Genomic DNA, 19,581 nt, shown 5'->3' on the forward strand with positions numbered 1-19,581 from the left:
CGCATGCTCAAGGGCATCACCCCTCTGTTGGGCCCCGAGCTTCTCGCCATCCTGCGGGCCATGGGCCATGGCGACGAGATCGCCATCGTCGATGCCAACTATCCCGCCGAAGCCCATGCCAGGCGGCTGGTGCGCATGGATGGCCATGATGCACCGGTGATCCTCGATGCCGTGCTGTCGCTCATGCCACTGGACGCCGCCGTGAGCGATGCTGCATTTCGCCCCTGCGCCTTCGGGGATTGCGGGCGGCTGGAGCCGGTCTTCGCCGAATTCGAGGCCACCATTGCGCAGCGCGAGCCCGGCTTCAGGCTGGTGCCGATCGCCGGAGAGCCGTTCTACGATCGTATTCGCGCCGCCTATGCCGTTGTCGCGAGCGGCGAGCGGCGACTCTACGGCAACATCATTCTGCGCAAGGGTGTCATCGCCAGCCCCGGAGACGCACCATGATCCTCGTCTGTGGTGAAGCCCTGATCGATCTGTTCGTCGGCCCGCCTGAGGGCACCGAAATGCCGGCACGCGCAGTTGCCGGCGGATCGCCCTTTAATGTCGCCGTCGGCCTCGCCCGACTCGGGGCTGAGACGGCTTTCCTCGGCGGCATTTCGCGCGACCGCTTCGGCGCGCTGCTCGCCGAAATCCTGGTTCAGGAGGGCGTCGATGACCGTTTCCTGGTGCGGACCGACCGACTCTCCACCATCTCGGCTGTTGCGACGGGGCGCGACGGCCAGCCGAGCTATTCCTTTCACGGCGAGGGCGCGGCCGATCGTTCGCTGCAGCCGGATGATCTGCCGGCTGCTCTGCCTTCCGAGATCGAGGCGCTGACCTTCGGCTCCTACACCATGATGGTCGAGCCGATAGGCTCCGCCTTCGCCGGCCTGGCCGAACGCGAGAAGGGGCGCCGCGTCATCAGCATCGATCCCAATCTGCGCCCGACCGTGGTCGGAGACATGGAGGGCTGGGGCAGGGCCGCCGAGCGATTCTACCGTGCCGCAACTCTGATCAAGGCCAGCGATGAAGACGTGCGCATCGCCTGGGGCGGGCAGATCACGATCGCCGAGGCCGCTAGTTATTGGCTCGACTGCGGCGCCCAGCTCGTCGTGGTGACCGAGGGGGTCCAGGGCGCGACCGCCTTCTGTGCTGCCGGCAGCATCTCCGTGCCCGGCCGTCCGGTCGTCGTGCGCGATACGGTGGGGGCCGGCGACACCTTCCACGCCGCCCTGCTTGCCCAGCTTGCGAAGACTGGACGGCTTCATCCGGACGCGATTGCTGCGCTCGACCTGCCGGCGATCGGCGAGCTGCTGACCTACGCGACCGCTGCCGCAGCGATCACCGTCGCCCGCCGCGGGGCAGATCTGCCGACGGCAGCCGAAGTTGATGCGTTTCTCCATCCGCACCTGGCAGGCTGAGGGCAGGGGCGGCCGGGTCTTTGGGATTGAACCGAGAGAGGGATTGCATGACCAGCCGGGTCATACCTGTGGCGCCTTTTGTTCTGACGGTGTTCGGTGCGACGGGCGATCTTGCCCGCCGCAAGCTGCTGCCCGCGTTGTTCCATCGCGATTTCGCCGGCCAGCTGCCGCAGGAGGCGACGATCATCGGCATCGCCCGGCGCGCAATGACCGAGGCCGAGTTCCTCGCCCTCGCGCGGGCGGCCATCATCGAACATGTGCCGGCGTCGGAAACGGCCGGTCCGGAGCTCGACCGCTTCCTGGCGCGGCTGAGCTATGTGACTGTCGATGCCGAGGGCGAGGAGGGCTGGGCTGAGCTTGCCGCGGCGATCGCTCCCTATGCCGGTCGCATCCAGGTTCATTACCTCGCTACGGCGCCGCATCTCTTCGGCCCGATCTGCGAACAACTCGGCAATTTCGGCCTCGCCAGCAACGACGCCCGGGTGGTGATCGAAAAGCCGATCGGCAAGGATCTCGCCTCGGCGATCCGGGTCAACGAGGCCATCGGCAAGGTCTTTCCGGAAGAGCGCGTTTATCGGATCGACCATTATCTCGGCAAGGAGACGGTGCAGAACCTGATGGCATTGCGCTTCGCCAATGCGCTGTTCGAGCCGCTCTGGAATGGTGCCCATATCGACCATGTCCAGATCACGGTCGCAGAGAGCCTGGGTGTCGAGGAGCGTGCTGGCTATTACGACACCGCCGGTGCCATGCGCGACATGGTGCAGAACCACCTGCTCCAGCTGCTGTGCCTCGTCGCCATGGAGCCGCCACCCTCGCTCGAAGCCGATGCCGTGCGCGACGAGAAGCTCAAGGTTCTACGGGCGCTGAAGCCGATCGACGAAGGCAATGCCGCCAGCCTCACCGTGCGCGGCCAGTATCGTGCCGGCGCCTCGGCGGGCGGCGCGGTGCCGGGCTATCTCGACGAACTCGGTTCCAATCTCAGCCAGACCGAGACCTTCGTCGCCCTGAGGGCGGAAGTCGCGAACTGGCGCTGGGCCGGCGTGCCCTTCTATCTGCGCACCGGCAAGCGCCTTGCGACGCGCGTCTCGGAGATCGTCGTCGGCTTCAGACCGGTGCCGCATTCGGCTTTCGGCAATCAGGTCGGGCCGATCCATGCCAATCAACTTGTCATCCGGCTTCAACCCGACGAGGGGGTGAAGCTGTGGCTGATGATCAAGGATCCGGGTCCCGGCGGCATCCGCCTGAGCCATGTCCCGCTCGATATGAGCTTCGCTGAGGCCTTCAAGGTCCGCAATCCAGATGCCTATGAGCGGCTCATCCTCGATGTCGTCCGCGGCAACCAGACATTGTTTATGCGTCGCGACGAGGTCGAGGCCGCCTGGCGTTGGGTCGACCCCATCCTGGGAGCCTGGCGCAGCATGAATGAACCGCCGCGCCCATATACCGCTGGAACCTGGGGACCTTCCGCCTCGATCGCCCTTATCGAACGCGATGGTCGGACCTGGCAGGAGGATGGCGCATGAGGTGATGCCGCGACCGCGCCATGTCCATGGCGAATCCAACCCGAGCCAGGAAGGAGGTCTAGATGACCGCTCAATCCAACAATCGCACGATCAACGCCCGCATCGGCGAGGTGACGGAGCGGATCGTGCGCCGCTCGCAGGACGGACGCCGGCGCTATCTCGACGGGGTCGCGGCCGCTGCGGCAGCCGGGCCGCGCCGCCAGCGTCTCGGCTGCGCCAACCAGGCCCATGGCTTCGCCGCCTGCGGGCCGGGCGACAAGGCGATGCTGCGCGCCGGCGCGGGCGCCAACCTCGCCATCGTCACCGCCTATAACGACATGCTCTCGGCCCACCAGCCCTATGAGAACTTCCCGGAGCTGATCCGCCAGGCGGCGCGCGCGGCCGGCGGCGTGGCCCAGGTCGCCGGCGGCGTGCCCGCCATGTGCGACGGCATCACCCAGGGCGAGGCCGGCATGGAGCTCTCGCTGTTCTCGCGCGACGTCATCGCGCTGGCGACGGCGGTCTCGCTCTCGCACCAGACCTTCGATGCGGCCGTCTTCCTCGGCATCTGCGACAAGATCGTGCCCGGCCTTGTCATCGGCGCGCTCGCCTTCGGCCATCTGCCGGCAGTCTTCATCCCGGCCGGTCCGATGACGTCGGGCCTCTCCAACGACGAGAAGTCGCGGGTGCGCCAGCTCTTTGCCGAGGGCAAGGTCGACCGCGATGCGTTGCTCGAAGCCGAGTCGCGCTCCTATCACGGCCCCGGCACCTGCACCTTCTACGGCACCGCCAACACCAACCAGATGGTGATGGAGATCATGGGGCTGCACCTGCCGGGCGCATCCTTCGTCAATCCGAACACGCCGCTGCGCGAGGCGCTGACCAAGGCTGCGGCCGAGCGGGCGATGGCGATCACCGCGCTCGGCAACGACTACAAGCCGGTTGGGCGCATGCTGGACGAGCGTGCCTTCGTCAACGGCGTGGTCGGCCTGCACGCCACCGGCGGTTCGACCAACCACACCATGCATCTCGTTGCCATGGCTGCCGCAGCTGGCATCCGGCTGACCTGGGACGATTTCGCCGATCTCGCGGCGGTGACGCCGCTGCTCACCCGAATCTATCCGAACGGCAAGGCCGACGTGAACCATTTCCACGCCGCCGGCGGCATGGGCTTCGTCATCCGCGAGCTGCTCGGCGATGGGCTTTTGCATCGCGATGTCGAGACCGTTTGGGGGCAGGGGCTCGACGCCTATGTCCAGGAGCCGGTGCTCGCGCCGGACGGCGGCCTGGCCTGGCGCGACGGCGCCGCCACGAGCGGCGACGAGGCTGTGCTGCGCGGCGTCGCGGCGCCCTTCCAGGCGACCGGCGGCCTGACCTTGCTGACCGGTGATCTCGGGCGGGCGGTGATCAAGACCTCCGCCATCGCCAGCGAGCGCCATGTCATTGAGGCGCCCGCCCGCGTCTTCCATAGCCAGGAGGCGCTGCAGGCCGCCTTCAAGGCCGGCGAGCTGACCGGGGACGTCGTTGCTGTGGTGCGCTTCCAGGGACCTCGCGCCAACGGCATGCCGGAGCTGCACAAGCTGATGCCGCCACTCGGCGTGCTGCAGGATCGCGGCCTTAAGGTCGCGCTGGTCACTGATGGCCGGCTCTCCGGCGCCTCCGGCAAGGTGCCGGCGGCGATCCATGTCACACCGGAAGCCGCCGATGGTGGGCCGATCGGGCTGATCTGCGACGGCGACCTGATCCGCGTCGATGCGGTTGCCGGCAAGCTGTCCGTGCTCGTGGACGCTGAGGAATGGCGCGCGCGCACACCGGCCGAGGCGGATCTCGAACCATCACATTGGGGCGTCGGCCGCGAGTTGTTCGGCTCCTTCCGCGCTGTCGTCGGCAGCGCCGATACCGGCGCGACGATCTTTGGAAGCCCACAGTGACCGAACTCAACGAACAGGCTCAGTGGCCGCGACATGGCCTGCTTGCGGCGGCTGGGGCGCTCACGAGCAGGCATAGCCAAATGACCATGCGTGTGAGTGGCGGATGCTCCCTTGGGGGCGCAGGCTCGATCTTTGTATCCCGGCCCTCGGCTTCTTCTCGATCAGCCGGATGCTGACAGCATCGTGGCGCTGTGACGAGCCGTCCTTGGTTGATGCGGTCGCGCAGGATGGGCCTTGGTCCGGGACTTGCTACCCCAAAGCGAGCGGGCTGGAACCCGTTCCGCAAACAGGGGGACAACAACATGAAAAAATTTATCGGCGCGGCGCTCGTCGCCGGCACTGTTCTAGGCGCCAGCGGAGCATTCGCGCAGTCGCCTACGCTCGCTCAGGTGAAGAGCCGCGGCCTTCTCCATTGCGGCTCCGGCACCGGCCTCGCGGGCTTCGGGATCCCGGATGCTCAGGGCACCTGGTCCGGTCTCGATGTCGATGTCTGCCGTGCCATTGCGTCGGCGATCTTCAACGACCCGACCAAGGTCAAGTTCATCCCGCTCTCCGCGAAGGACCGCTTCACCGCGCTGCAGTCGGGCGAGGTCGATCTGCTCTCGCGCACCACGACCTGGACAATTTCGCGCGACACCTCGCTCGGCCTGAATTTCGCGGGCGTGAACTACTATGACGGCCAGGGTTTCATGGTCCGCAAGAAGCTCGGCGTACACTCGGCGCTGCAGCTCAGCGGCGCCTCCATCTGTACCCAGCAAGGCACCACGACAGAACTCAACCTGGCCGACTACTTCCGGGCGAACAAGATCAAGTACGAGGTCGTCGCCTTCGCGAGCAACCAGGAGACGGTGAAAGCCTACGAGTCCGGCCGCTGCGACGCCTTCACGACCGATGCTTCGGGCCTCTATGCCGAGCGCCTGACGCTCGCCAATCCAGACGAGCACATTGTTCTGCCGGACATCATCTCGAAGGAGCCGCTCGGCCCGGTCGTGCGCCATGGCGACGATGGCTGGCTCGACATCGTCAAATGGGCGCTATTCGCGATGGTCAACGCTGAAGAGCTCGGCATCACCAAAGCGAATGTCGACGGGATGCTGAAGTCCGAGAACCCGGAGATCAAGCGCTTCGTCGGCACCGAGGGCAAGTTCGGCGAGCCGATGGGCCTGACCAATGACTGGGCCTACCGGATCGTCAAGCATGTCGGCAATTATGGCGAATCTTTCGAAAAGAACGTGGGCGCAGGTTCGCTTCTGAAGATCGCCCGCGGGCAGAACGCGCTGTGGAACAAGGGCGGTCTGCAATACGCGCCACCGATCCGCTGACAATCCGGCGCTGCGCCGCAGTCAGCCGCGCAGCGCTGTCGATCTCGCTGGCCGTTCAGCTGCATGCAGCTCGCGCTCGGTGGGCCGTAGAAGCTCGATCGTATTGCCTTTTGGATTCCGAATGACGGCACGCTCTCCCCATTGGCTCAGTCGGGGTAAAGATGCGGATTGGGCCCCATGTGCGAGGGCTTCCTTCGAAGTCGGCCGAACAAGTCCGCCACGTGACGAAGAGGGATGGGCGATCGGCCGAAGGCGGCGCTGACGCAGTCCGTCGACACTTGGTTGGACCGGACGTTTTGAAGCACTTCGAAGTAACGGATGCCTCCGATCTCTTTCGTCAGATGAGCATAGGCGCGATCCGGCTCCGCGAAGCCGATCAGATCGCCGAGGCGATCGAACAAGGGGAGGGTGGTCCAATCCTGATATCTCGGTATGCGGACCGTGATCTTCGCTTCCTGCCAGCGGATCAGCTCCGGGCAGGTCCAGCGTTCGCCAGCATGTGTAATCGCTCCCTGGCGAACCGTCCCAGAACGGCGAAGATGCCTTCGATCAGCTTGGCGGCCGCGTTGTAGGGCTGGGCCCGCGTGATCTGCGACGCGCGCAGCTCGGCCGAGCCGATCAGCCGCTTGCCGTTATCGCCGATCAGCTTGAGCGCGTCGTCGATGAACGGCGCCCAGTTGTATTCGCTGCCGTTGTCGAGATAGAGCGCGCCGGGCGCGCCCTAGGCTTCGACCATGTTGACGAAGCTGCGGATGACATGGGCATTCGTGATGCCCTTGCCCTTTGGCAACAGGACAAGATCGAGCCAGATGCGATTGGTCGCCATGTCGAGCCAGCCGATCGCGCGGGCATGCGCCGTCGAGCCGTGCTCGCGAGCCAGCATGATATCGACCGGGTGAACGTCGCCGACCACGATCGCCATGGGCATCATGCCCTCGCGCGTCCTGCGGATGCCGGGCTTCTGATCCTCATAGGCCTCACGGTCGCGCTGCTTGAGCGCCTGGCGCCGGTGGATGCGCTCCGAGTTGAGGAAGTGCGAGGGGGCAGGATTCGATATCGAGATCGCAACCGGCCTCGCGTGAGAGCTTGTGCAAGCGGAAGGCCGCCAGCTCGGCAAGGATCGCGGCGGATTCGCCGGCCACATGCAGACCGCACCACCGGGCTACGCAGCACGGCAGCAATTGTCAGAACCCGTTAGACAAGTCTCTTCGTGTCCTCATTAGAGATGTCACCAGTTGAATGCGCCGATGTCACCTGAGACAGATCTTCAGGAAAACTCTAGCAGCGCGGCGGAGCTGGTCAGGGTTGCTCAGCCGCGCTGCGGTGTCATACCGGGAGCCTTAGATTTTTGCTGCGAGAGTGAATTTAACCCCAAGCGATCAGCCCGCCTTGAAGAGGCTCTTGCCCTGGCCCTGCCGTCGTGGCGCACGGCCGCTGCGCTTCATGTTGAGCTCCTTCTGGCGCTCGGCGATGTAGGCCAGAACCGGCCCGAGCCGCTTGTTCTCGACGATTGCGGCCTGATCAACCTGCTGTACCTTGTCGAAAGTCCGATAGGGCAGGTCGAGGCCCTGGTGCCGGATCGCAAATCGACCATCCGGATAGTCGTAAATCGTCACGCGCTGGCGGGCGAGGGGGCGCGTCACCGGCGTTGGCTCAAGGATGAAAAGCATCTTGTCGTATTGAAGCGTCAGGTTCTGCGAGACCGTCCGCTCCTCCTTCCAGGCAAAGGCCTCGTCGATATCATCGTCCCCGGCGAGCGGACGATGCAGGTCTTTGTCGTTGAACGGCACCTTGGCGAAGCGCCGGTTGAAGTCCTCCATGAAGCCCGGCAGGAAGGCGTTCCCGGCCTCGAGCGATGAGACCCCGGCGAGCCGCAGCTCCTTCACCAGCCGGTCCTGTAGCGTGCCATTGGCGCGCTCGACCCGGCCTTTGGCCTGCGGGACATTGGCACAGATGATGTCGATGTTGAGCTGATCCAGCGCCCGGCCGAACTGGGTCATGCCATTGCCGCCGGTCGCACCGACCTTGTTGACCCGAAACGTCGCGTGCTTGTCAGAGTAGAACGCGACCGGCTTGCCGTGGCGCTGCAAATAGCTCCGCGTCGCAGCAAAATAGTCGAAGGTCGACTCCGCCGTGACGAATTGCAGATGCATCAGCCGGCTGGTCGCATCGTCGATGAAGACGAGCAGGGTGCATTGCGGGCCACGGTCCTCAAACCACCAATGCTGCGAGCCGTCGATCTGGACGAGCTCGCCGACGCAATCGCGCCGGTAGCGCGGCTGGTGCACCGGCTTGAGCCGCTCCCGACGATCGCGCCAGATCCCGTCGGCGATCATCCAGCGCCGCACCGTCTCGACGCCCAACCGCAGCCCATGCCGTTCCGCGAGCTTCTCCGCCGCCAGCGTCGGCCCGAAATCCGGATAGTTCGCCCGGATCAGCGCCAGGGCATGCGTTCGCACCATCGCTGGGTAGGATCGATTGCTCCGGTTGCCGCGCTTCCGCGAGACCAGCGCTGCCGGACCGCGTGCCCGGTACGCCCGCAGCAGCCGAAACACGTGCCGGCGCGTCAGACGCAGCAACTGCGCCGCCTCAGTCGCCGAAATCCGCTCCGCCACGACATCCCGCAGCACCTGAACCCGGTCGAGTTCGGCAGGGCTCATCGACACCACCGTCATCACGCAAAGCTCCCAGCAAGCCAGCACTCAGCACGAGTGACATCTCTAACGGGGAGACCGGTGACCTTTCTAACGGGGGCCTACAGCAATGATTCGCATAAGACATATTATGGAACTAAGAGGCGCCTTTGCGCGTCTTGCGTTCTGCCGCCTGCCGCCTGCCATTCGTGTTGCGAGCGGCAATGTAAGCTGCGGTTTGTGCGTTGCTTTTGCCGCTGGGTTCCATGACGGCCTTCGATCCATCCGGCGGATCGTATGTGCCGATATCCTTCGCTGAATGCGCCCCACAAACGTCGACACGGCGCGCCGACCTGTCGATCATTGACGCGCGACGCCGTGGACCGTCAGATCAACGTGGACCGGCTCGTCGCCGACGGCGATTTCGACCACATCGAGGAATGCCTCGCAGGCTTCCTCGCAAAGCTTCGCAACGACGCCGTCGTTCACGGCATCAAGCGCTCGGCTGCATGGGCCTCGGCGCTTAATTTCGTCATCGACATGCTGCATCACAGCGGTGCCGCTGAGGCGGCGCACGCAAATTCAGTTGCACTTCGGTTGCGCCGGCTGGAAAGCCCTTATCGCCAATCGCGGCCGAATCCGGACCGACCCCGACGAGCAAGGCGCTCCATTGGCTCGACGTCGAGCAGATGAGCGACGATTCAGATCCAGGTTATGAAGCTCCGGGTCTCGAGACAGCGGCGTCGCGCCGACAACTGCCGGTGCAGGTGAAATTCTTACAATAGCAAACACTTATGGAGATAAGTTCTGCGGTCGAGCGAGCTCTCCGTAACCCCGCATGTCTCAAAAGGGTAGGCCGCTAACCCTCCGGGCGCCGAGCGAGATCTTCGAGATGGCGCGTGCCGCATTGTCTCCGGCCGCTCGGAAATCTCTCCAGAAGAAGGCCCCTGCCCTATGTCCTGCCGCGACCTTCGACATTCATCGTCGCACTGAGGCGTGCCGTGCCGGGTGGAACTGAATGACAGGGGCCGCCCGAAAACCTGACATCGAGCAGCAAGAACCTCACGAGCGGCCGAGGGCCAGGCACTGTTTCAGGCAGCGAACAAATGCATCCGTGCTCGCTGAGCGCGGCTGTTCCTTGAGGCTCAGGATGCCGTAGGAGCCCATGATCGGTGGAAGCGCGACGTCGAGATGGTGCAGCAGGCCGTGCTGGACGGCGAAGGTCGCGACGTCGCCGGGCATCACGGCGAGCATGTCGCTTTCCTGCAGCAATGCGACCATCGTCATCATCGACGAGGTCTCGACGACATCGAGAGGTTGATGCGCCATCATCGCGGCGAAGAGCGGTGCAAGCACCTTTCGCATCGGGCTGTTGGCCGGCAGCAGCGTCCATGGCCATGACGCCAGATCGGCCAGGCTCAAGGCCTGGGCCGACGCCAGAGGATGGCCGACGCGCGCGACGATGCGCAGCGGCTCGTCGATCAGGTCCTCGTAGTCGAACTCTGGTCGCCCTGCGAGCGCCAGCGGGCGGGCAAGCAGCACATCGAGCTCGCCTTTTGCCAGCATCGGGACGAGCGCGTCGCTGGTTCCCACCTCGATCGCGATGTCGAGGCGCGGCTGATCGCGTTTCAGCGCCGCAACGGCTCGGGCGAGCAGGAAGGGGATGGCGCTGATGACGGCGCCGATCCTCAATCGGCCCGTCGCCCCGGAGGACAATGACTCGAGTTCCAGGCGCGCGCGCTCGAGATCGTTCAGGATCAGCCGGGCATGGCGGATCATCACCTCGCCATAGACCGTCGCGCGAACGCCGCGCCGGCCACGGTCGAAAAGAGAGAGGCCCAGCGTGGCTTCGAGATCCTGCAGCAGCTTGGTTGCGGTCGGCTGCGTCATGTTCAGCGAGGCCGCCGCACGCCGCAGGCTTCGGCTCTCGTCGATCGCGGTGAGGAGAAGCAGCTGCCGGTTTTTCAATCGTCGCAACAGCGACGGCGCGTTCGCGATGGCGGGCATCCGACTGTTTCCAGCGATATCGTTTTGGCTATCACATCATCACTAATCTTCATTGCAACGGCATACCAGATCGCATGTAGCGTCTGCTTCGATAACGCTGGCGGCACGCATCGCCGGCGACAGGGAGAGATGCCGCCTGCGAGTCCGTTCGAACGGCCCCAGCGACTGCATCCTCATGGAAACGCAGCAGGCGCCGGCGGAGCCGGTCGGAGAGGCATCATGTCAGGATTTGATCGGGCTCATACGCCGCAGGGCGGCGGCGTCCATGCAGGGGCAGCCGCGTCTGGCGCCACGACGGTGCGCTGGCGCATCTTCGGCATCATCTTCGTGCTCGTCGTCATCAACCTGATCGACCGCACCGCGCTGTCGATCGCGATGCCGACCATCGCCAAGGAATTCGGGCTGGAGCCTGCGATGCAGGGACTGATCCTGAGCGCCTTCTTCTGGAGCTATGCCGCGCTGCAGATCCCGGGCGGCTGGCTGATCGACAAGTTCGGCCCACGCGCACTCATCACTGGCGCGACCGTCGGCTGGGGCATCTTCCAGTCGATCGCAGGCCTCTGCACCGGCGGCGTCACCCTGCTGCTCAGCCGCATCGGCCTGGGCGCGGCGGAGGCACCGCTGTTTCCGGCGGGCGCCAAGCTCAATTCGATCTGGCTCTCGCCACGTGAGCGCGGACGAGGAGCCGTGTTGATGGACAGTGGCGCCCCGCTCGGCGCGGCGTTTGGCGGCGTCATCATCGCCTGGCTCATATTGGCGCTTGGCTCGTGGCGCACGGCTTTCATCGTCGCTGGCGTGGCCACCATCCTGCTCGGCTATCTCTCCTGGTGGTATCTTCGCGATGACCCGGCGGACCACCCGAGCATCAACGCCGACGAACTGCGCCTGATCGAAGCTTCGGCAGTTGGCGGAGCCTCGGCGGCGACCATAGCTCCAAAGGCCATCTCGCGACGCTCGCTTGCCGCCATCCTCACGGGCCGGATGAGCTGGGCCATGATCAATTTCGGCCTGCTGACCTGGGGGCCAAGCTATCTTGCGCAGGCCCGTGGCTTCGACCTCAAGCAGATGGGCGGCGCGACCTTCGTGATCTTCCTCTCCGGCATGTTCGGCTCGCTGCTCAGTGGCTTCCTGGTCGACAAGCTGCAGGCGAGAGGCATGCGCCGCAGCACGACCTACAAATCCGCGCTCGGGATCAGCGGGCTTGGCGTGATGCTGTCCTTCCTCGCGCTGCCGCAGGTGGCGGACCCGGTGATGGCGGTGGCGGTCCTCTCCGTTACTCTGTTCCTGCTGTATTTCGGCAGCCTCTATTGGAGCCTGCCCGCGATCCTCGCGCCGCGCGAGAAGGTTGGCATCGTCGGCGGCGCGATGAACTTCGCCGGCAGCGCCAGCGGCATCGCCATCCCGATCATCACGGGTCTGATCCTGCAGGCGACGGGCACCTATCTGATGGTGCTTTATTTCTTCGCCGCCTGCGCCGCGCTCTACGTCGCCGGCACGATGCTGATCGATTTCCACGACGCCGAAACGTATTGAGGGACGAAAGGCATGACACAGCCGGAACTCTGGCAAGGGCCGATCGTCGATGCGCACCAGCATTTCTGGGATCCGATCCGCAATCCCCATCCCTGGCTGAAGCCGGACGTCAACATTCCGTTCCGCTATGGCGATTATTCAGCGATCAAGCGCCGCTACCTGCCGGACGATTACTTCGCCGATGCCGCAGGTCACGACGTTCGTCAGACGGTCTATGTCGAGACGGAATGGGACGAGAACGACCCGATCGGCGAAACGCGCTATGCCGCGGGCCTCGCCGGAGAATTTGGCGTGCCCAATGCCATCGTGGCGCAAGCCTGGCTCGACCGCGCCGATATCGGCGCGGTCCTGGCCGGACAAGCGGCTTTCGGCCTCGTGCGCAGTGTCCGGCACAAGCCGGGAGGACCCCTGCGACCCGATGACGTCGGCTCACAGCGCACGCTCATGTCGGATGACCGCTGGCGGCGGGGCTATGCGCTCCTGTCGCGCCATGGCCTGAACTTCGATCTCCAGACACCGTGGTGGAACCTGAAGGAGGCGGTCGACCTGGCTCGCAGCTTCCCGGACACCACCATTGTTCTGAACCACGCCGGCCTGCCGGCCGATCGCAGCGAGGGCGGACTATCGGGCTGGCACATGGCGATGGCGCATCTCGCCGAATGCGCGAACGTTCGCGTCAAGATTTCCGGCATCGGGCTCGCCGGCCGGCCCTGGACGGTGCCGGATAATCGCTGGATCGTGGCGGAAATCATCGCCATGTTCGGCGCGGACCGCGCCATGTTTGCCAGCAATTTCCCGGTCGACAGCCTCTGCGCGTCCTTCGACACGATTTATAGCGGCTTCAAGACGATCGCGGCTCGCTATTCGCAAGCCGAGCAGGGTAAGCTCTTTGCTGCAACGGCTCGCGAGACTTATCGACTGACGCAGGCTGAATCAGCTTCTAAAGCCCCGATCAGCATATCCGCCTGAAGCCCCTCCTCTGAGATCTGCCAAGGCTGCCCCAATGCCGACAATGACTTCTGTCGAACGCGGCCCATGCAGCTTGCTGCTTGCTCTCGCAGAGCGCCCGTAGATCGCCCGGCCGGCACTCGACGACTGGCTACTCCGGCAGCCCTGCCAACCGCAGCGCGTCACCAAGGGCCTCCGCAAGCGCAGGAGCGCAGTTCACGCCTGCAAACTGGCGACCAAAGCGGAACGTCGGGTGGAGCTCGAGGACCCGTGCGGCGGCGCGCCTTGCTTCTTCCAGCCGTCCGAGTTTGGCGAGCGCAGCCGCCAATTGCACATAGGTGATGCTGTGTGCGGGATTGGCCTGAACGGATTTGTGGGCCGCACTGCAAGCTTCGTCGTAGCGGCCACGCAGCAAATGGCTCATCGCCCGCGCATCGAATGCGGCGAAAGCCCATGAATCGAATGGGCTGAGCCGCATGCCCCGCTCGCTCCACTCAATGGCACGCTCCGCCTCTCCGCCCCATCCGAGCATGACGCTGCCCAGAATGTAGGTCAGCGCCGATGACGGGCTGATGGCGAGCGCGGCTTCCAACGCGGTGAAGGCAGCGCCGCGGTCATGGCCATCCATTCCAACCGAAAATCCCGCAAGGGTCAGTGCGGTCGCATCGTCCTGGCCATGGATGAGCGCGGAACGGGCGTGGCGGATCGAGGCTGCGCGGAACCCAACGCCTCGCGTCAACCCGTCACCGCAATCGCTGCGCTACTCAGTCAGCAACCGATCGATGCCGGCTGCGCAGAAGCTCGTCAGGCGCTCCAGCAGAAGTTCGGCAAGGCCGGTCGCGGGCAGCGCGATGCGCGTATCGTCGAGACGCGCGGCGCGGTCGCTCGCGGCCATGGTCATGACCAGCGCTCCGACCATGAACAGATAGGCATCCACCATCGCCCCGCGCGACGCCTGCGGATAGAGTTTTGCGAACGCGGCCAGGAACTCCGTCGCGGTCGGGTCGAAATGCTCGGCTAGAACGCCGCGGGCGGATTCGCGCGGATCGACCGCCTCCCGCGCCGTCATCATCGCGAAGGCCGCGCCCTGCACACCCTCGGCGAAGCGCTGCCGCACCGAAGGGCCGATGAAGGCCTCGACCACCGCGCGGATATCGGGTGCCGGTGCTGCCATGGCCCCGGCGAGCGCGGTGCCGCGCGCCAGCGCCAAAGCATCCGCGCGGCGGGCGAAGACGGCCCGGTAGAGCGCCTCCTTCGAGCCGAAATAATAGCTGAGCTGCGACAGCCGCACGTCGGCTGCGGCGGCGAGATCGCGCATCGAGGCGCCGTCGGCTCCGCCTCGCTCGGCGAATGTCCGCTCGGCCGCGTCGAGAATGCGCTCGCGCGTCGGCGCCGCTGCCATCGAATCCCTCCTTCGCAGCGCCCCTGCCCTGCGTGATTGGCTCTTATCAGAAAGCGCATTCTACGCTATTGGTCGGACGTTCGTCCAAATTCATGCCGGCAAGAGCCCGAAGCATTTTCAAGCGAAGTGGGCACCGGTTCGCGTGAAGAAAATGCGGTAAGACAAAGACTTAGAGACGGCAGGAGGAAACCAGCATGATGCCGACCGGGCGCCTCGTCGATCTCTCGATTCCGCTCGAAAACGACGTGCCCGCCGATCCGCCCTTTCAGAAGGTCAGGATCGACTACCGCACCCATGAGGGCACCGCGAAGGACATCGCCGCGGCCTTCCCCGGCCTCAGGCCCGAGCAGCTCCCGGACGGCATGGGCTGGGCGGTCGAGCTCGCGACGATCTCGACCCATAACGGCACCCATGTCGATGCGCCCTGGCACTACCATCCGACGCAGGATGGCGGGGCGCCGGCGCTGAAGATCGACGAATGCCCGCTCGAATGGTTCCTGCAGCCGGGCGTGAAGCTCGATTTCCGCCATCTGCCGGACGGGCATGTCGTCACGCCCGCCGAGATCGACGCCGAGCTGGAACGCATCGGCCATCGCCTGAGCCCGCTCGAGATCGTCGTCGTCAACACCCGCGCCGGCAGCCGCTATGGCGAAGCCGACTACATCGATTCCGGCTGCGGCTTCGGCCGCGAGGCAACGCTGCATCTCGTCCGGCAGGGCATCAAGGTCGTCGGCACCGATGGCTGGAGCTGGGATGCGCCCTTCAGCCATACCGCCCGGCGCTTCGCCGAGACCGGCGACGCCTCGCTGATCTGGGAAGGCCACAAGGCCGGGCGCGAGGCCGGTTACTGCCAGATCGAGAAGCTGCACAATCTCGAAGCCCTGCCGGCGACCGGCTTCATGATCAGTTGCCTGCCGGTGAAGGTGCGCAACGGCTCCGCCGGCTGGACGCGGGCCGTCGCCATCCTTCCGGCCTGAACCGACAACCAAGGGAGAAGCGCATGAGCAAGGTCATCATCACCTGCGCGGTCACCGGCGGCATCCATACGCCGACCATGTCCGACCATCTGCCGATCACCCCTGACGACATCGCGACGCAAGCGATCGCTGCGGCGGAAGCCGGTGCCGCGATCCTGCATCTGCACGCTCGCGACCCGAAGGACGGCCGCCCGACACCGGATCCGGCGGTGTTCATGGAGTTCTTGCCACGCATCAAGCAGGCGACCGACGCTGTGGTGAACATCACCACCGGCGGCGGCCTCAACATGAGCGTCGAGGAGCGGCTCGCCGCCCCGCTCAAGGCCGCCCCCGAGATGTGCTCGCTCAACATGGGCTCGATGAATTTCGCGCTGCATCCGCTGGCGGAGAAGTACAGCAACTGGAAGCACCCCTGGGAGCAGCCCTATCTCGCCGGCACCAAGGACTTCATCTTCCGCAACACCTTCGGCGACATCGAGCGCATCTACAAATTGCTCGGCGAGGAGCACGGCACCAAGTTTGAGCACGAGTGCTACGATGTCGGCCATCTCTACAACCTAGCGCATTGCCTCGACCGCGGCTGGTTCCGGCCGCCGGTCTTCCTGCAGCTCATCTTTGGCATTCTGGGCGGTATCGGCGCCGACCTCGACAACCTGATGTTCATGAAGCGCACCGCCGACAAGCTGTTCGGCAAGGATTATCACTGGTCGGTGCTTGCCGCCGGGCGTCACCAGATGGCCTTCTGCACCCAGGCGGCGATGATGGGCGGCAATGTCCGCGTCGGGCTGGAGGACAGCCTGTTCATCGGCAGGGGCAAGCTCGCCACCTCCAATGCCGAGCAGGTCGCCAAGATCCGCCGCATCGTCGAGGAACTCGGCTACGAGATCGCCACCCCGGAGGAAGCCCGCGCCACGCTCGGCCTCAAGGGCGGCGACCGGGTGAACTTCTGAGGCGCCCGGATGCCGCCTCGCCCGAACCCGCTCGACGGCTTCACCGTCGACCCCGCCGCGATCCGCTATGTCGGTGAGGGGCTGCAGCGGCCGGAATGTATCCTCGCCGAGCGCGACGGCTCGCTCTGGAGCGCCGATGCGCGCGGCGGCGTCGTCCATATCCGGCCGGACGGTACGCAACGCCTGATCAGCCAGACAGCGAGCCGCGGTTTCGCCGAGGCCACGGACGAGGAAGCGCGCTTCGTTTCGGGCACGCTGCCGAACGGCCTCGCCTTCGCCCGCAATGGCGACATCCTGATCTCCAATTTCGGCACCGACCGGCTTGAGATCATGACGCGGGATGGCGAGACCCGCATGCTCGTCGACACGATCGACGGGCAGCCGATCGGCAAAGTCAATTTCGTCCTGCGCGACAACAGGGACCGCGTCTGGCTGACGATCTCGACGCGCACCAAAAACTGGATGAAAGCGATCAGCCCGCATGTCCGCGACGGCTATGTCGCGCTCTATGACGGCGGGCGCTTGCGCATCGTCGCCGACGGCTTCGCCTTCACCAACGAGATCAGGCTCGATGCCAACGAGGAATGGCTCTACGTCGCCGAGACCTGCGCGCGCCGGGTGACGCGGCTCAGGGTCCTACCGGACGGCAGCCTGACCGACCGCGAGATCTTCGGGCCCGAGGATCATGGCGCCTGCATCGACGGCATCGCCTTCGACGCCCATGGCAACCTCTGGGGCACCCATGTCTTCACCGACCGGATCTTCGCGATCACGCCGGAAGGCGAATTGCGCATCCTGCTCGACGACGACCGCGGCAGCGAAGCCGGCAAGGCCTTCCTCGCTGCCTTTGTCCGCGACGAGGCGACGCCGGAATTGATGCTCGCTTGCGGCGGCGCGATCGCGCCCTGGTGCGCCAGCATTACCTTCGGCGGGCCCGACCTCAGCACCGTCTATGTCGGCAGCCTGAAGGGCTCGCGCATTCCCTATTTCCGCTCGCCCGTCGCCGGACTGCCGATGGCGCATTGGTAGGACCGGCGCGGTGCCACGACGCCACGCTGCAATCAGAACAAGGATCTGGGAGGAACCATGAAACGCATCATCTCTGCCCTCGCCGGCGTATCGGCGCTTTGCCTTGCCGGCGCGGCCCAGGCCGAGATATCGGGCGGCACCGTCAAGATCGGCGTGCTCACCGACATGTCCGGCGTCTATTCCGACATCACCGGCAAGGGCTCGATCGTGGCCACGCAGATGGCGGTCGACGACTGCCTGAAGGCGGAATGCGCCGGCATGAAGATCGAGGTCGTCTCGGCCGACCACCAGAACAAGCCCGACATCGGCTCGACCATCGCGCGCGAATGGATCGACCGGCAGGGCGTCGATGTGCTCGCCGACATGTCGAACGCCTCGCTGCAGCTCGCCATTCCGCCGCTGCTGAAGGAGAAGAACCGCGTCGGCCTGTTTCCGGGCGGCACCGCGCGGCTGACCGGCGACGCCTGCCAGCCCGACCACATCGTCCAGTGGATGTGGGACACCTATGTCCAGGTCGCCGGCATCGCCAATTACCTGACCAAGCCCGGCACGAAATGGTACCTCGTCACTGCCGACTATGCGCTCGGCCACCAGCTCGAAGCCGATGCCAGGACGCTGGTCACGGCCAAAGGCGGCACCTATATCGGCTCCGTCCGCCACGCCTTCCCGGCCGTCGACCTCTCCTCGCAGCTCCTGACGGCGCAGGGCTCGGGCGCCGATTTCATCGCGCTCGCCAATGCCGGCGGCGACACCATCGCCGGCATCAAGACGGCGCGCGATTTCGGCATTGGTCAGGACAAGCAGAAGCTCGTCGCCTTCTTCCTGACCGCCATGGACGTGAAGAGCGTCGGCCTTGCCGCGGCGCAAGGCACGGTGCTGACCGAGGGCTTCTACTGGAACCTCGACGAGCGCACCCGCGCCTTCTCGGGGCGCTTCAAGGCCAGGCACGGCGCCGTGCCCTCGGCGATCCAGGCCGGCATCTACTCGTCGGTGCGGCACTATCTGAAGGCCGTGGCCGCCGCGAAGTCGGATGATGCGAAGACAGTGATCGCCAAGATGCGCGAATTGCCGATCGAGGACGATGTCGTCCGTAACGCCAAGCTGCGTCAGGACGGCCGCATGGTCCACGACTTCTACGTCTTCCGCGCCAAGCAGCCGGCGGACTCGAAGAGCGAGTGGGATCTGTACGACCTCGTCGCGACGGTCCCCGGCGACCAGGCCTTCCGCCCGCTGAGCGAAAGCTCCTGCCCGGCGATCAAGCGTTAAGGCGAAAGACCGGTACCGCCGCCCAGACGTTTCCTTGTATTCGAATAGCCCGTTGCAAAGGTCTGAGATTCCATCATTGCCTCGCAATCAGGCGAGTTCGCTGGCGCCGATTTCGTTGAGCAGTGCAATCTGGCTGGCCAGATCTGCAGCGCTTTCCCTGCCGGCCCTCTGGAGAAGTTCAGTGAGCCGGTCCAACGCCCGAGTTGCGATTTCGGCAGAGAGCGGCTGGCCGTCATAGGCATCGGCGAAACGGCCGGCGAGATCGGCGAGCAGGCGCAGGAGCGCGGCGCGCTCGGGCTCGTCGGCGCGCAAGGCCAGCGCCCGATCCTGGAATTCGACATAGGTGCGAAGGCTGCCCTTCTGCTGCAGCAGCCAATTCAGAAGCTCTTTCATCATCTCTCCGCGAGATTGCGTCGGTGTCGGCGATAGGTCAGCAAGATGGGCCCGCAGGTCAGGTGCGCGGCGGGGTTGGCGGCTTGGCGCGCGAGGGGGCGGTCATGGCCTCAATGCGCAGCAGCAACGCGTCGAGTTCGGCGATGCCCCAATAGGCGCCCGCCGGCACATCAGCCTCACCGAGCAGATCATGCTCGCGGCGGTTCGAAACCTGCGCCAGCGCAATGGTCTGCGTCGTGGCGAGCTGCGCGCCGTCCGGGCGGAGCGCAGCATCGGCCATGC

General features: G+C 65.4%; 19 protein-coding genes and 1 pseudogene. 12 read left to right on the plus strand and 8 right to left on the minus strand.

Features of this window, described 5'->3' with window-relative positions:
• The first annotated feature begins 3 nt into the window (after positions 1-3).
• The 5 genes from FQV39_RS02840 (at position 4) to FQV39_RS02860 (ending at position 6,161) form a co-directional block, all read left to right on the plus strand.
• Positions 4-447, plus strand: a complete 444-nt coding sequence (locus FQV39_RS02840) for an RbsD/FucU family protein (RefSeq protein ID WP_149128935.1) — start codon at positions 4-6, stop codon at positions 445-447.
• Positions 444-1,403, plus strand: coding sequence for a carbohydrate kinase family protein (locus FQV39_RS02845; RefSeq protein ID WP_149128936.1), 960 nt, complete (start codon positions 444-446; stop codon positions 1,401-1,403). The genes FQV39_RS02840 and FQV39_RS02845 overlap by 4 nt, the downstream gene beginning before the upstream one ends.
• Positions 1,404-1,450: 47 nt before the next feature.
• On the plus strand, positions 1,451-2,929 hold the full coding sequence (gene zwf / locus FQV39_RS02850; RefSeq protein ID WP_149128937.1) for a glucose-6-phosphate dehydrogenase: 1,479 nt from the start codon (positions 1,451-1,453) through the stop codon (positions 2,927-2,929).
• A gap of 62 nt (positions 2,930-2,991) precedes the next feature.
• Positions 2,992-4,839: a phosphogluconate dehydratase gene (gene edd, locus FQV39_RS02855; protein WP_149128938.1), complete on the plus strand. Its 1,848-nt coding sequence runs from the start codon at positions 2,992-2,994 to the stop codon at positions 4,837-4,839.
• A 302-nt stretch (positions 4,840-5,141) separates the two neighbouring features.
• Positions 5,142-6,161: an amino acid ABC transporter substrate-binding protein gene (locus tag FQV39_RS02860; protein ID WP_149128939.1), complete on the plus strand. Its 1,020-nt coding sequence runs from the start codon at positions 5,142-5,144 to the stop codon at positions 6,159-6,161.
• A gap of 146 nt (positions 6,162-6,307) precedes the next feature.
• Here FQV39_RS02860 and FQV39_RS02865 read toward each other — a convergent pair whose 3' ends face one another.
• From FQV39_RS02865 to FQV39_RS02875, 3 genes are all read right to left on the minus strand, one after another.
• Positions 6,308-6,562, minus strand: coding sequence for a hypothetical protein (locus tag FQV39_RS02865; protein WP_149128940.1), 255 nt, complete (start codon positions 6,560-6,562; stop codon positions 6,308-6,310).
• A 320-nt stretch (positions 6,563-6,882) separates the two neighbouring features.
• Positions 6,883-7,092, minus strand: a complete 210-nt coding sequence (locus FQV39_RS02870; RefSeq protein WP_149128941.1) for a hypothetical protein — start codon at positions 7,090-7,092, stop codon at positions 6,883-6,885.
• Positions 7,093-7,540: 448 nt separating this feature from the next.
• A complete protein-coding gene (locus FQV39_RS02875; RefSeq protein WP_149128942.1) occupies positions 7,541-8,836 on the minus strand; it encodes an ISNCY family transposase in 1,296 nt (431 codons plus the stop codon).
• A 321-nt stretch (positions 8,837-9,157) separates the two neighbouring features.
• On the opposite strand from FQV39_RS02875, the gene FQV39_RS02880 reads away from it, so the two are divergent.
• The gene (locus FQV39_RS02880; RefSeq protein ID WP_149128943.1) at positions 9,158-9,487 is read left to right on the plus strand and encodes a hypothetical protein; all 330 of its coding nucleotides are present in this window, start codon (positions 9,158-9,160) and stop codon (positions 9,485-9,487) included.
• A 369-nt stretch (positions 9,488-9,856) separates the two neighbouring features.
• Here FQV39_RS02880 and FQV39_RS02885 read toward each other — a convergent pair whose 3' ends face one another.
• The gene (locus FQV39_RS02885) at positions 9,857-10,801 is read right to left on the minus strand and encodes a LysR family transcriptional regulator (protein ID WP_248313216.1); all 945 of its coding nucleotides are present in this window, start codon (positions 10,799-10,801) and stop codon (positions 9,857-9,859) included.
• A 219-nt stretch (positions 10,802-11,020) separates the two neighbouring features.
• Here FQV39_RS02885 and FQV39_RS02890 point away from each other — a divergent pair, with 219 nt between their 5' ends.
• Positions 11,021-12,334, plus strand: coding sequence for an MFS transporter (locus FQV39_RS02890; protein ID WP_149128944.1), 1,314 nt, complete (start codon positions 11,021-11,023; stop codon positions 12,332-12,334).
• A gap of 12 nt (positions 12,335-12,346) precedes the next feature.
• On the plus strand, positions 12,347-13,303 hold the full coding sequence (locus FQV39_RS02895; RefSeq protein WP_149128945.1) for an amidohydrolase family protein: 957 nt from the start codon (positions 12,347-12,349) through the stop codon (positions 13,301-13,303).
• 130 nt (positions 13,304-13,433) lie between these two features.
• Here FQV39_RS02895 and FQV39_RS02900 read toward each other — a convergent pair.
• Positions 13,434-14,000, minus strand: a pseudogene (locus tag FQV39_RS02900) (tetratricopeptide repeat protein); the annotation flags it as partial.
• A gap of 42 nt (positions 14,001-14,042) precedes the next feature.
• The gene (locus FQV39_RS02905; RefSeq protein WP_149128946.1) at positions 14,043-14,684 is read right to left on the minus strand and encodes a TetR/AcrR family transcriptional regulator; all 642 of its coding nucleotides are present in this window, start codon (positions 14,682-14,684) and stop codon (positions 14,043-14,045) included.
• Positions 14,685-14,878: 194 nt separating this feature from the next.
• Between FQV39_RS02905 and FQV39_RS02910 the strand changes: the two genes are divergently transcribed.
• From FQV39_RS02910 to FQV39_RS02925, 4 genes are read left to right on the plus strand one after another with little or no spacing between them, the layout of a single operon-like run.
• Positions 14,879-15,661, plus strand: a complete 783-nt coding sequence (locus FQV39_RS02910; RefSeq protein WP_149128947.1) for a cyclase family protein — start codon at positions 14,879-14,881, stop codon at positions 15,659-15,661.
• 23 nt (positions 15,662-15,684) lie between these two features.
• Positions 15,685-16,611, plus strand: coding sequence for a 3,5-dioxohexanoate:acetyl-CoA acetone transferase (gene kce / locus FQV39_RS02915; RefSeq protein ID WP_149128948.1), 927 nt, complete (start codon positions 15,685-15,687; stop codon positions 16,609-16,611).
• Positions 16,612-16,620: 9 nt separating this feature from the next.
• A complete protein-coding gene (locus FQV39_RS02920) occupies positions 16,621-17,640 on the plus strand; it encodes an SMP-30/gluconolactonase/LRE family protein (RefSeq protein ID WP_149128949.1) in 1,020 nt (339 codons plus the stop codon).
• Between the two features lie 57 nt (positions 17,641-17,697).
• Entirely contained in the window at positions 17,698-18,906 is a 1,209-nt protein-coding gene (locus FQV39_RS02925; protein WP_149128950.1) for an ABC transporter substrate-binding protein, read from the plus strand.
• 87 nt (positions 18,907-18,993) lie between these two features.
• On the opposite strand, the gene FQV39_RS02930 is transcribed toward FQV39_RS02925, so the two are convergent.
• Together FQV39_RS02930 and FQV39_RS02935 are read right to left on the minus strand one after the other, a co-directional pair.
• On the minus strand, positions 18,994-19,302 hold the full coding sequence (locus FQV39_RS02930; protein ID WP_149128951.1) for a hypothetical protein: 309 nt from the start codon (positions 19,300-19,302) through the stop codon (positions 18,994-18,996).
• Between the two features lie 55 nt (positions 19,303-19,357).
• Entirely contained in the window at positions 19,358-19,579 is a 222-nt protein-coding gene (locus FQV39_RS02935; protein WP_149128952.1) for a hypothetical protein, read from the minus strand.
• Between the last annotated feature and the right edge of the window lie 2 nt (positions 19,580-19,581).

It is taken from the genome of Bosea sp. F3-2, from assembly GCF_008253865.1.
Taxonomy (GTDB): domain Bacteria; phylum Pseudomonadota; class Alphaproteobacteria; order Rhizobiales; family Beijerinckiaceae; genus Allobosea.